Origin of the sequence: Anaerorudis cellulosivorans, assembly GCF_025943985.1 — a bacterium.
GTDB lineage: Bacteria > Bacteroidota > Bacteroidia > Bacteroidales > Dysgonomonadaceae > Anaerorudis > Anaerorudis cellulosivorans.
Map to the genome: position 1 here is coordinate 20,336 of NZ_JAPCWE010000010.1, position 14,338 is coordinate 34,673.

General features: G+C 39.3%; 7 protein-coding genes. All 7 read left to right on the forward strand.

Features of this window, described 5'->3' with window-relative positions:
- Positions 1–58 precede the first annotated feature (58 nt).
- The 7 genes from OLM34_RS06960 to OLM34_RS06990 all read left to right on the forward strand — a co-directional run bounded on the left by OLM34_RS06960 (position 59) and on the right by OLM34_RS06990 (position 14,334).
- Positions 59–3,340: a SusC/RagA family TonB-linked outer membrane protein gene (locus tag OLM34_RS06960; RefSeq protein ID WP_264406185.1), complete on the forward strand. Its 3,282-nt coding sequence runs from the start codon at positions 59–61 to the stop codon at positions 3,338–3,340.
- 19 nt (positions 3,341–3,359) lie between these two features.
- On the forward strand, positions 3,360–5,042 hold the full coding sequence (locus OLM34_RS06965; protein WP_264406186.1) for a RagB/SusD family nutrient uptake outer membrane protein: 1,683 nt from the start codon (positions 3,360–3,362) through the stop codon (positions 5,040–5,042).
- Positions 5,043–5,218: 176 nt separating this feature from the next.
- On the forward strand, positions 5,219–7,498 hold the full coding sequence (locus OLM34_RS06970; protein ID WP_264406188.1) for a GH92 family glycosyl hydrolase: 2,280 nt from the start codon (positions 5,219–5,221) through the stop codon (positions 7,496–7,498).
- 47 nt (positions 7,499–7,545) lie between these two features.
- Positions 7,546–10,791, forward strand: a complete 3,246-nt coding sequence (locus OLM34_RS06975; protein ID WP_264406190.1) for an alpha-mannosidase — start codon at positions 7,546–7,548, stop codon at positions 10,789–10,791.
- A gap of 263 nt (positions 10,792–11,054) precedes the next feature.
- Positions 11,055–11,846, forward strand: coding sequence for an endonuclease/exonuclease/phosphatase family protein (locus tag OLM34_RS06980; RefSeq protein WP_264406192.1), 792 nt, complete (start codon positions 11,055–11,057; stop codon positions 11,844–11,846).
- Between the two features lie 103 nt (positions 11,847–11,949).
- Positions 11,950–13,032, forward strand: a complete 1,083-nt coding sequence (locus tag OLM34_RS06985; protein WP_264406194.1) for a PHP domain-containing protein — start codon at positions 11,950–11,952, stop codon at positions 13,030–13,032.
- A 48-nt stretch (positions 13,033–13,080) separates the two neighbouring features.
- Entirely contained in the window at positions 13,081–14,334 is a 1,254-nt protein-coding gene (locus tag OLM34_RS06990) for a Gfo/Idh/MocA family oxidoreductase (RefSeq protein WP_264406196.1), read from the forward strand.
- Positions 14,335–14,338 lie beyond the last annotated feature (4 nt).

Here is a 14,338-nt window from a genome sequence, read left to right on the forward strand (position 1 = left end):
ATTTTACATCAACACAATTAAATTCATTAACTGTATTAACTAAAAACATTACAAATGTATGAATAAAAACAATTCGACAGGTAATTGTTTAACCAAAAAATTACCTATAAATCAATTTTTAAAAATTATGCGAATCAGCATTATTTTATTGTTTACCTGCGTTTTTTGTTCCATGGCAGAATCGGTTTACACCCAAAATGCCAAAGTAACCCTGAATAAACGCGATGCATCACTTAAAGAAGTGCTAAACGAAATTGAAGCACAAACCGATTACCTGTTTATTTATAACGACGAAGTCAATGCAAATAAAAAAGTATCGGTAAAAGCAAAAAGCGAGAGGGTGGCAGATGTATTGGACGCTATCTTGAAAGATACCGATATCCGTTATTCCATGGAAGGAAACCACATCATTCTTTTTGTGAATGCAAAAGAAGGATCTTTAAACAAGAATGAATCATTAGTTGGGCAGCAGCAAAAGAAAACGATTACCGGCAAGGTTGTCGATGCCAATGGTGTACCCATTATTGGTGCCAATATTGTTGAAGTTGGTACTACAAATGGAACAGTAACAGATGTGGATGGCAATTTCTCGTTGGAGGTAGCTGACAATGCTGTTATTCGTGTTTCTTATATCGGTTATATCGATCAACAAATCAATACTGGCGGCAAAACCAATTTTAATATTGTTTTGCAAGAAGATATCAAAGCTTTGGAAGAAGTCGTAGTGGTAGGATATGGTGGTGTTGAAAGGCGAGATCTAACATCTGCTGTATCTAAAGTCACTAGTAAAGATTTTTTGTCAGGAGCTGTTAACAATCCTATGCAAATGATCGATGGTAAAATAGCGGGAGTAACTATATCAAATTATGCAGCATCGGATCCCAATAGAAACCCTATGGATAATCTTCAGGTTAGAGGCGTTTCTTCTCTTGAGGCAGGTAATGCTCCATTAGTCGTAATAGATGGAATGCCAGGAGGGGATCTTCGCAATCTTTCTAATCAAGATATTGAATCTATTACTGTTCTAAAAGATGGTTCTGCTGCAGCTATCTATGGTTCACGAGCAGCAAATGGAGTGATCATTGTTCAAACAAAATCAGGGCGTGCAGGAAAAGTATCCGTAACTTATGATGGTTATTTGGAGCATGATATTATAGCACAAAAACCAAATATACTTACTCCCGAAGAATTTGTCGAATTACAGAGAGACACAGATTTTGGCGCGCGTACTTTATGGTATGATGAATTGATTCGTAAAAACAATTTCGGACAAAATCATTATTTAGCTTTAGGAGGGGGGAGCGAGAACAGTATTTTTAGAATATCAGCCAATTATAAAGATAAATCAGCTATAGATATTGCAAGTGATAGGAATGAATATGGCGTTCGCGCTAATTTTAAGCAAATAACCTTAGAAGGAATTCTTGAATTATCGGGTAATTTATCTTATCGACTAGCAAATGAAGCATATACTAATTATGGAGCCTTTAAACAAGCCGTACAGTTGAATCCGACAATTCCTTTAAGAGATCCGGCAGATCCTTCTAAGTATTATTATTTTAAAGGCTATGATACTTATAATCCGGTAGGGGATTTAATGGATCGAGAAAATGGTGCAAGGCAAGAATATCACATTATGGATTTCAATATCAAATTAAATATTTTACCAAATTTAAATACCGAATTAAAATTAGCTCGTCAAGGACATGTGATGAAGAAATCTGAATATTATAATTCGAACCATAGAGAATCTCTTGACAATATGCGAAAAGGAAGAGCCAGATTACAATCTGAAAATTGGGAGGATCTAACTTTAGAATGGGTAGGAAATTATTATACAAATATTAATTTACATGATATTAAAGCTATGGGAGGATATTCGTATCAAGAATTTAATAATGAAGGTTTTTGGGCTGAAAATATGGATTTTCCTTCCGATGCATTTAAATATAATAATCTGGATGCAGGTAAATGGAACATGGAAAAAGGGCGCTTAGGAATGGATTCTTGGAAAAGTAAAGAAAAAAATATTGCTTTTTTTGGACGTTTAAATTATGATTATGATGATACTTACTTATTAACAGCTTCTTTACGATATGAAGGGAATACAAAATTTGGTGCAGATCATAAATGGGGTTATTTCCCGGCAGCCTCAGCGGCATGGAGAATAAGTCAACTTCCTTCACTAAATGAAATTAACTTTATTGATGATTTAAAATTACGTATATCTTATGGTGTAACTGGTCGATCGGGATTTCCTAGATATAGTGCTCTTGCACGATATACCGGTTTTGGTAGATATTTAGATGATAATGGTCAATGGATACAAGTTTATGGACCTGCAAATAATCCAAATTATGACTTACATTGGGAAAAACAAATTTCATGGAATTTTGGGTTGGATTATACATTGCTAAATCATAGCTTGACAGGAAGTTTGGATTATTTTATAAAAAAAGGTTCTGATGTTATTTCATGGTATGATGCTCCAGTTCCTCCCAATATTCATGAGCAAATATTTACCAACGTGGGGTCAACTAGCACTAGAGGAGTAGAGCTTAATCTGGAATGGATGCCGGTAAAAACCGAAAACTTTGAATACAATACCACTTTAGTGGCCTCTTATTCTAAATCTATATTAGAAAAATTTTCAAATGAGCAATATAAAAAAGGATATATAGATAGAGCATACCTTCCTTCTCCTGGGAATCCAGGCCCTGCTCAACGACTGGAAGAAGGTGTCGAAATTGGAAGTTTTCGAGGTGGAAGATATGCTGGTGTCGATGAAAATGGTTTCATTATGATATGGGAAAATGGTAAGGTAGGCGGTACAAAAAAACGAGCAGATCAAAGCAATGATGAAGATTTAACTTATATAGGCCATGGGATGCCTCGATGGGAGATGTCATGGGGAAATACATTGAGATATAAGAACTTTGATCTTTCCCTCTTTTTTAAAGGAAAATTTGATTATCAGATTTTGAATTTATATCAAATGTATTATGGGCTTCAGGCACAACCTAAAATAAATTTATTGAAAGATGCCTTTACCCGCAATGCTCACATTAAAGGTCCGAAACACATTGTGGATTATTTTCTGGAAAATGGTGATTATTTAAAATTGGATAATGTTACTGTGGGATTTACGCCTAAATTAAATACCAAATTAATATCAAATTTCCGTATTTATGCTACTGCCCGGAATGTATTTACGATAACTAAATATCATGGTTTAGATCCTGCTAATACTCAAATTGTTGGATTGGAACCAGGCATTGGAAGTTTGGATTTATATCCCACGACTACTAATTTTTCTTTTGGTGTTCAAATTACTTATTAATTAAATAAAAGGAAATATTATGACTAAATATATTTATAAAATTATCCTATTTTTAGGTTTAATTGTCTTCGTGGCTGGATGTACAGATTTAACAGAGGAACCATACTCCGATATTACATCAGACAATTATTATCAGGATAAAAATTCAATTATTGCTGCCTTAATTCGACCTTTTGAACATGGTCATTGGTGTGGATGGGATGGTGATAGATGGATTTTACAGGAATTATCATCAGACCAATTTGTCTGGACTCAAAAAGGACGGCATGGTTATGATGGTGGGAATTGGATAAGATTGCATCGTCACGAATGGACACCCGAAGAAGGTTCAATTAATGGTGGTTGGGTAGGCCCTTACCAAGGTATTGTGCAGTGTAATACTTTTATTGCCGATTTTCAAAAATTAGACTATCCTTCTTTTGGATTGACAGAGGAAGATAAAGCTGATCATATTGGACAACTGCGTACGTTGAGAGCATGGTATTATTTATTTTTAATTGATTTTTTCAGAAATATTCCTATTTCGACGGATAATTCAACAATACTGGGTCAATCCACGCCTCAGCAGGTATTTGAATTTATTGAAAGTGAATTAAAAGAAAGTTTACCCGGGTTACCTCTAATCGCAAAAACCGGCCGATTTAATCAGGCTGCAGCTGCAGCTTTATTGGCTCGTCTTTATTTGAACGCAGAAGTATGGACAGAAAATGATAGATATGCCGACGCAAAAAAAATTGCTCAAGATATAATTGACGGAGTATATGGCAATTTTTCTTTAGATCCAGATTATAGAGGCCCTTTTTGTGACGGTTTGACAGAAAGACGTTCTCCTGAGAATATCTGGGTTTTCCCTCATGCTAGAAATATTTATGAATTCGGATGGATGTATGATGCTTTTATGCATTATCAAGCAAAATATTCTTTGGATAATCCACGAGGTGGATGGAATGGTATTCATCTCTCTCCTTCGAGAGATTTATCTGGGAATCTTTACACCTATAAATTAGGTGGTCCCTATGAAAAGTTTAGTGATGATGATTTCAGAAAACAGCCTTTCAGAACTACATTAACTGGATATGAAGGTTTCTTCTTGATCGGTCAGCAATATGCTTTTGATTATAGTAAAGGATATGGTTTCACTGAAGAAAAAATATTGGGGACAGAAGAATGGAACAATCAACCATTGCATTATGTGGATCAAGTAGGTAGATTTTCTGAAGGGGCTGAAGGCCTCGCAAAAGGATCTCATGTGGAAACAGGTGAAGAAAATTCAGGTGTGCGTTTTATTAAGTTTCCATGGTTGCCTGAAAGCAAAGGATTGTTTATGAACAATTATGTTGCTGAAATCCGTCTTTCAGAAATGTACTATATTGTGGCTGAATGTCTATTTCGAGAAAGTGACGTTGCTGGAGCAGCAAAAATGTTAGACGCTGTGCGCAAACGTAATTTTCCTTCAGATAAATGGGCAGCGCACAGTTATGAGCTAAATTTGTCGAAATTAACTGAAGATGAATTTGTAGATGAATTGGGAAGGGAGTTTTTAGGAGAAAGGCATCGTCGTACCGATTTGATACGTTGGAATCGTTTTGGTGAAGAATGGTGGGATAAACCTAAAGATAATCGAGATAATACCGTATATCCTATTCCGGCAAGAGCTTTGAATGCTAATCCATTACTTAAGCAAACAACTCCGGGATTCTGAATCCCAATGATTTGTTTAAGATATTTTAAATAAAATAAGAAAATATCCCCCTTCGATTAATCGAAGGGGGATTATATTCACTTTATATAACTTGTATAAATTCTTCCAATGAATGAGACTTTATTGCAAGGATTAACTATCCCCACCATGAAATGAAGCTTACAATCAAATAAGGAATGAGAATAAAATTAATTTTTTTAGCGTTTATTTTAGTACGAACAGTATCCTTTGCCCAACAAAGAGAAGTGCAGCCGATTGATTATGTCAATCCCTATATGGGAAATATCAGTCATTTGTTGGTACCCACATATCCTACGATACATTTGCCTAACAGCATGCTCCGTGTGTATCCACAACGAAGTGAGCATACCGCCGATTTGTTGTATGGCTTGCCTGTGGTTGTAACCGGACACAGGGGAAGATTTGCATTTAACTTCAGTCCGTTTCAGGGAAAGGACGAAGAACTGAAACCGGTAATTTCCTTCAGTTATGATCAGGAAATCGTTAAACCCTATGTATATTCGGTTTATCTGGATGATCAACAAATAGAAGTGGATTATACTGTTTCGCATCAATCGGCTATTTACGTTGTTCGTTTTTCTCAGAGGAAACCGGTTTCTCTTATTTTCAATTCCCGGAATGGTGGTTTACAATGGGATGGAAAAGCTCTTTCGGGTTATCAGGAGTTGGCGAATAATGCCAACGTGTATCTTTATTTGGAACCTGATATCCTTCCGGGTAATGTTTCATCCTTGCAAAAGGGAGATTTAAAGGAACATACGAGGGAGGCCGAGGGAGAAAATGCAAACTTGATATTGCAATATCCTGCCAATACGAAAGAGATAAAGATACGTTACGGAATATCTTATATCGATGTTGAGCAAGCAAAGAAAAATTTGCAGCGCGAAATTGTCGATTTTGATTTTTCGCATGTAGCAGAAAAAGGGAGAAAGACATGGAACGAAGTGTTGGGCAAAATATTGGTAGAAGGTGGTTCTTATAGCGATAAAGTTATTTTTTATACTTCTTTGTACCGTACGTATGAGCGACCGGTATGTATTTCGGAAGACGGGCGATATTTTAGTGCTTTCGATGGTAAAGTTCACGAAGACAATGGTATACCTTTTTATACGGACGATTGGATGTGGGATACCTATCGTGCGGCTCATCCGCTTCGCATTTTTCTCGAATCGAAGACGGAAAGCGATATCATCCATTCGTTTTTGCGCATGTCGGAACAGATGCCGAATTTTTGGTGGCCTACGTTTCCTCAAATCACAGGAGATGTTCGCAGCATGAATTGCAATCACGGTGTTGCAATCGTTTTGGATGCATACAGGAAAGGATTGAGGAATTTTGATCTTGGCCATGCTTATGAGGCGTGTAAAAAAGCGGTTATGGAAAAAACGTTGGCACCATGGTCGGATAAACCGGCCGGTGAGCTTGATAAATTTTACCATGAACATGGATATATCCCTGCATTAAGAGAAGGTGAAAAAGAAACCATTCCGGAAGTTCATCCTTTCGAAAAACGGCAGGCCGTTGCGGTTACGTTGGGAACATCGTATGACGAGTGGTGTTTGGCTCAAATTGCTCAGGAGTTGGGGAATGAAGAGGATTACCGATATTTTATTCGGAAATCGTATAATTACCGTAATCTTTTTAATTCGGAAACTGGTTTTTTTCATCCGAAAGATAAAGATGGAAATTTTATTGAACCTTTCGATTACCGGTTTTCAGGAGGAATGGGTGCGCGTGATTATTATGATGAAAACAACGGTTGGACATATCGTTGGGATGTCCAGCATAATATAGCCGATCTGATTAATTTGATGGGCGGAAAGGAAAAGTTTGTAAAAAATTTGGATCAAACTTTCAGAGAGCCCTTAGGAAAAAGCAAATATGAGTTTTATGCTCAACTGCCCGATCAAACAGGTAACGTAGGTCAGTTCTCGATGGGAAATGAACCCTCCTTCCATATCCCTTATCTCTATAATTATGCCGGTCAACCCTGGAAAACGCAAAAACGTATCCATTCGTTACTTCGAATGTGGTTTCGAAACGATTTGATGGGTATTCCGGGTGATGAAGATGGGGGAGGTATGTCTGCTTTTGTGGTGTTTTCTCAGATGGGTTTTTATCCGGTTACGCCGGGCATGCCTGTTTACTCTATCGGCAGCCCATTTTTCGAGAAAATTACGATGAACCTGGCCAACGGAAAACAGTTTACGATAATTGCAAAGAATTGCAGTGAGAAAAACAAATATATTCAATCCGCTAAATTGAATGGCAAACCATGGAATAAATGTTGGTTCAGTCACGATGATATAATGAATGGGGGAACATTGGAATTAATGATGGGTGACAAAGCTAATCCAAGATGGGGTAGTACTCACGAAAGCGCTCCTCCTTCTGAGAATGTTATTTCAGATAAAGGAGAAGGAATAGGCTCTTAATAAAATCGAATAAAATTTATATTAATCCATAAATTTATCAATTTAAAATGAAGAAGATTTTTTATTTGTTTTCGGCATGGTTGGCTTTTTTGCCCATGCTTTGTGCCCAGCCTACTTTAAAAGCGGGCGATTACGATATCACAAAAGATCGTTTGTTGTATACGGTAGGTTATTCGCATTTGGATACGGAATGGAACTGGGATTATCCGACCACCATCAATGAGTATATTTTGAATACGATGGTCGAAAATTTCAACCTTTTCGAAAAATATCCCGATTACGTTTTCAATTTTACGGGTTCGCGTCGCTATAAAATGATGAAGGAATATTACCCGCAGTTGTATACCAAAGTAAAAAAATATATCGATCTGGGACGTTGGAGAGTATCCGGATCCTCTGTCGACGAAGGTGAGGTAAATATATCTTCATCCGAGTCACTTGTACGCCAGGTGCTTTATGGGAACAATTTTTTCCGCAATGAGTTCGGGAAAGAAAGTGTGGATTACATGTTGCCCGATTGTTTTGGGTTTTTATGGAATCTGCCTTCCATTCTGCATCATTGCGGATTGCTGGGTTTTTCGACTCAGAAATTGACCTGGCGTTCAGCTGCAGGCGTTCCGTTTAATGTTGGTGTTTGGAATGGTCCTGATGGTAAGGGGATTGTTTCTGCTTTAAATGCAACCAGTTATACTTCAAGGGTTGAAAATCGACTCGATAAAAGTCCTCAGTGGATTGAACGCTTGAATGAGGATAAGGAAAAAACAGGATATGCCTTCGATTATCGTTATTTTGGAGTAGGCGATCAGGGAGGTGCTCCACGTGTTAACGACGTAAAACATGCCGTGAATAGTTTGAATCATGAAGATAGCAATTTTAAGGTTTTGCTCACTTCTTCCGATCAAATGTATAAGGATATCTCTCCTGAAATCAGAGAGAAACTACCGGTCTATTCCGGTGATTTATTACTTATCGAACACAGTGCCGGTTCGTTGACTTCGCAAGCTTTCATGAAACGAATGAATCGGAAAAACGAACTGCTTGCTTCCTCTGCCGAATTGGCATCTGTCGCAGCCGATTGGATGGGTGGAGCTTCCTATCCCTTCCGGAAACTGAATGATGCGTGGGATTTGGTTTTGGGAAGCCAGTTTCACGATATTCTGCCGGGGACAAGTATTCCGAAAGCTTACGAATATGCGTGGAATGACGAATTTATTGCAGCCAATGGATTAGCCGAGTCACTCAAGAATGGTTTGAGTTCCATAAGCGCCAAATTAAATACAAAAACGGCAGGGAGAGCAGTTGTGGTTTATAATCCGGTGTGCCGAGAAAGAGAAGATGTGGTTTTTGCCGAATTGGAATATGCGGTTTTACCTCAATCGGTTGGCGTTTTCGACAAAAAAACCGGTAAAGAAGTTCCTTCTCAGATTGTGGAAAGAACGGAAAACACACTCAAAATATTGTTTTTAGCCGATATGCCTTCCGCCGGCGTTAAGGTATACGATGTCCGTGAGACATCCGGATTTGAAAAACCGACAGGACTTTCTATTTCGAACAATACGTTGGAAAATGCCTATTACAAGGTAAAAATTGCTTCGAATGGCGACATCGTCAGCATTTTCGACAAAAAGACATCCAAAGAATTGTTGGCAAAGCCGGCACGTTTGGAGTTTTTATCGGAGACACCCAAGGAATGGCCTGCTTGGAATATGGATTGGGAAGACCGTCAAAAACCGCCGGTCGATTTTATGGACAAAGATGTCCAGTTAACTATTGTGGAACAAGGTCCGGTGAGAGTGACTTTAAAAGTTCAGCGGAAAGGTCGGAATTCTGAAATAACCCAGTTTTACAGTTTGGCAGCAGGAGAGGCTGGTAAACGTCTGGAAGTAAGCAATAAGATAGATTGGCAATCGCGCGCAGTCAGTTTAAAGGCATCTTTTCCATTGACTGTTTCCAATAAGAATGCCACATATAATTTGGGTGTTGGTACCATTTCGAGAGGCAATAACGACGAGAAGAAATTCGAAGTACCTTCGAAAGAGTGGTTCGACTTGACCGACGAATCCGGTACATATGGCGTTACTATTTTGGAAGATTGCAGATATGGTTCCGACAAGCCGGAGGACAATACGGTTCGTTTGACCTTACTTTATACGCCGGGTATCAATCTACCGGCATGGCGATGGACCATGTATCAGAGTACTCAGGATTGGGGTATTCATGATGTAAAATATGCCGTTTATGGCCATAAGGGTGATTGGCGAAAAGGAGAATCGGCATGGCAAGCACGGTTTTTTAATCAGCCCTTAATGGCTTTTGAGTCGTCAAAACATACAGGGGACATGGACGAATCGTTATCGATAATTTCAATTAATCGACCTGAAGTAGGATTGATGGCATTCAAGAAAATGGAATCGGAAGAGGGTTATGTGATTCGTGTAAACGAATTAACGGGAAAAGATGTAAAGAATATTCAAGTGACTTTACCCGTCGAAGTATTCGATGCTTATGAAATAAACGGACAAGAAAGAAGAATTGGTAATGTTAAGTTTACAAATAACGGCATCCGTTTCGACTTAAGCCCTAATACAATTAGAAGTTTTGCTGTAAAACTTAAAGGGGCAGACAAAACGGCGATTTTGCAACGTTCGGTCGAAATTCCTTATAATACAGATGTGATCAGCTTCGATGAAAATCGGGAAGACGGCGTTATGTTTAATGGCCAATCATTTCCTGCTGAACTGTTGCCAGACTATGTTGAGAGTGAGGGTATCCGTTTCAAAATCGGCAGTAAGGAAGACGAGCAGAACAATGCAGTGGTCTGCAGCGGTCAAACCATTCCATTACCGACAGGAAATTTCACAAAGCTTTATTTGCTTACTGCAGCTGCAAACGACATTCAGGCAGATTTTTATGTGGATGGCCGGCCAACGAAGTTGGGGATTCAACGGTGGACGGGATATGTAGGACAATTTTACAATCGCGTATTAAGTTCGGATCAAGATAAGGTGGTGGAAATGAAGGAACCTTATACTAAAACCGATAATATTGCGTGGTTTGCTTCTCACTGCCACAATAATTACCCGATGAAAAATCAGGCTTATCAATACAGCTATCTGTACAAGTATGCGATTACGATTCCTGCAGGTGCAAAAAACATTACTTTGCCGAATAATAGAGGCATCAAAATACTTGCTTTGACAGTTGCTGAACCGGAGGTTGAAGATTTGAAACCATTGCAAGCCCTTTATGATGAATTCGAAGGAAATCCGAAGTTCGAGTTACGTGAAAAATGAGATATTTGATCGAAATAATGTTTTTAACAGGTAATCCAACATTAATCCCGGAAGTAATTCCGGGATTTTTTGTTGATAGCACTTAAATTTTAAAATTTAAGTCGTATATTTGAAAGCAATTTATTTAATTACAAGGATATCAAAGAAGGTTTTTTTCTAAATACAACATATCGATTTGATTGATAATTAATTGAATGGATATATTTTTGGAAAGCAAGTGAAGATAATAACCCTATTTTTGAAGAAAAAATTATCGTAATAAAATGAAGAACTATTATTTTGGTGCTTATTTTTTAAGTGCAGTGATTTTGTTTGTGTTTCTCTCTTGTTATTCTTTTCGTCAAGAGAGCAAAACGGAGTCGGGGAAGATCAGGATTCTTTCCTACAACATACGCAATGCACGCGGGATGGATGAGGTGGTCAATTACGATCGTATAGCCGGCGTGATTCGGCGAATTGATCCCGATTGTGTGGCTCTTCAGGAACTGGACAGTGCCACGGAACGCAGCCTGGGTAAAGTGGTTCTTGACGAATTGGCAAAAAGGCTTGGCATGTATGCTTCTTACGGTTCATCTATTGATTACCAAGGTGGTAAATACGGAATTGGCATATTGAGCAAGGAGAAGCCGTTGCGAAAAGTGACCGTACCACTTCCGGGGAGTGAGGAGAAAAGAAGCCTGCTAATTGTTGAATTGCCCGATTATGTGATGTGTTGCACCCATTGGTCGCTCAGGCAGCCCGATCGATTGTCTTCGGTTGAAGTTATCAAGGAGACGATGGAAAAATATACGACGAAACCTGTTTTTCTGGCGGGTGATTTGAATGCAACACCGGGATCACCCGAAATCCAAAAGCTTTCCAGGAGTTGGGAAATGCTTAACGATCCTTATCAGCTCACCATTCCTTCAGATAATCCCCGTAACTGCATTGATTATATCTTTTTCAAAAAGAATCCCCTATTCCATATCACGGTTTTGCAGACCTGCGTTGAAAATGAATCGATGGCTTCGGATCATCGACCTGTATGGGTTGATGTTCAACTTTCGAAAAAATAAAAAATCATATCCATTACTTGAAATCGAATATAAGAACGGGTATTTTAATCCGGATAAAGTAAAATAATGAATGATTTCTATGAATAAAAACAAAACATTTAAAATGATGAAAGCACACAGAAAAATAATGATTGTCGTCCTATGTGTTTTGGGCATGTATGGAAACGGAAACGCTCAAATTCGAAATGAAGAGGTTTATGAATTTCCCAACCTTAATGAAGAGAACTATCGTTATCACATCAATATTCCCGATATTGACGGATACAAAACCCTTAAATGTGACTTTCATGTTCATACGGTTTTTTCCGATGGAAAGGTATGGCCTGACCAACGGGTGAACGAAGCCTGGAATGAAGGATTGGATGTAATTGCCATTACCGATCACATCGAATATCGTCCCTATAAAGATATTGTGATGGGCGATTTCAATAAGTCCTATGAAATTGCCAAAACACGGGGCGATGCTATTGGGATGATAGTGATTAAAGGTTCCGAAATTACCCGTCAGAAACCGTTGGGACATTTGAATGCTCTTTTTCTTCAGAATTCCAATAAACTCGATCTTCCTAATCCGCTTGATGCTATCGACGAAGCAGTAAAACAAGGGGGCTACATCTTGTGGAATCATCCGGGATGGCCCAACGATACCAGCACTATATATCCTATCCACAGGGAATTGATTGCCGCCAATAAAATTCACGGCGTGGAAGTATTCAATTCTTCGGAAGAATATCCGAAAGTGATCGATTGGTGCAACGAACTCGGGCTTGCCCCTTTTGCCAATACGGATATTCACTATACCAGTGCCAATCTTTATAGGGGTAGGTTTGTGCGTCCAATGACCCTTGTCTTTGCCAAAGAATATACGGAAGAAGCAGTGAAGGAAGCATTGTTTTCCGGTCGAACGGTGGCTTGCTACAATAACATTCTTTCAGGGAAAGAAAAGTTCCTTCAATCGCTTATTAAAGAATCTCTGTCTGTAAAAGTAATTAGTGAAAGCAAAGGAACCATCGAAATTACCAATCACAGTGATATTACTTATCAAATCCGATATGGGAATCTGATGTATGCCGTTCCCTTGTATCCCAATCAGACGATGAGGGCAAACATACGTTCAGGTAGCGAAGTGACCTTTACGAATTGTGTTATCGCGAAGGATAAATATGTGGTGACCTCTCTTTGGTAAAAGCAGATTAAAAACAAAATTCAATTTATATATATTTATAACAGAAACATGACAACCAGGAGACAATTTTTAAAGGCGGTCGGAGGCGTAACGCTTCTGACCATTGTTCCTCGTAATGTGCTGGGAAGGGGTATGATAGCTCCCAGTGACGAGTTAACGAAAGGAATTATCGGTGTCGGCGGAATGGGGCGGAATCACATTCCTTACAACGGCACGCGTGTAGTGGCCATGTGCGATGTAGACAAGAATCATTTGAATGAAGCTGCCGCGCTGGTGAAAGACAAAATAGCCCTTTATCACGATTTTCGCGATCTGATTTTGGATAAGAACGTGGATATCGTTCATATTGCCACTCCGCCTCATTGGCACGGTATTATGGCGGTCGAAGCAGCCAATGCAGGAAAAGATATTTTTTGCGAAAAACCCATGACCCGTAGCATCGGCGAGGGGAAACGGGTGATGGAGGCCGTGAAACGGCATGGGAATATCTTTCGGCTGAACACGTGGTTTCGTTTCAAAGATACGTTTTACGGTTTGGGTACTCCCGTGAAACCATTGAAGAAGCTGGTCGACAGTGGCTTGCTTGGTTGGCCGTTGAAGGTTACTATCAGCAAACATACCGGTTTCGACTGGAAATTCTACTGGGTGGGCAAAACTCATTTGGAGCCCCAACCTGTTCCGCCGGAACTCGATTACGATATGTGGTTGGGACCGGCACCTTATAAGCCTTATAACGTTCATCGTGTGCATCAGACCTTCCGCGGCTACTGGGATTACGATGCCGGAGGCCTTGGCGACATGGGTCAGCATTACATCGATCCGGTACAATACTTGCTGGGTAAGGACACTACCAGTCCCATAAAAGTAGAGGTGGACGCACCTCAACAGCATCCCGATGCGGTAGGTACGTGGCGTTCCATTACCTATACTTACGAAGACGGTTGTCAGATCGTACTCTGGGGTGGAGACTACGGAAATCCCGATACTCCGTATATTGCCGGACCTAAAGGAAACGTGTATAAAAATTTTGTTTGCGACATCCCCGATTGGGAAAAGAAACTTGCCGAATATCCCGAACCGAAACCGCAGAACGGCGATTTTATCGAATGTGTGCGTACCCGTCAAAAGTTTGCTTTGAACGAAGTAAACGGATACTATTCGGCCACCATTGTCAACATGGGAGGCATTGCTTTACGGTTGAACCGCACCTTGCATTACGATCCCGTTAAACAGGAATTCATAAACGATCCGGAAGCAAACCGGTTGCTGAATCAGACCACTCGCTCACCCTGGAACATTTAATACG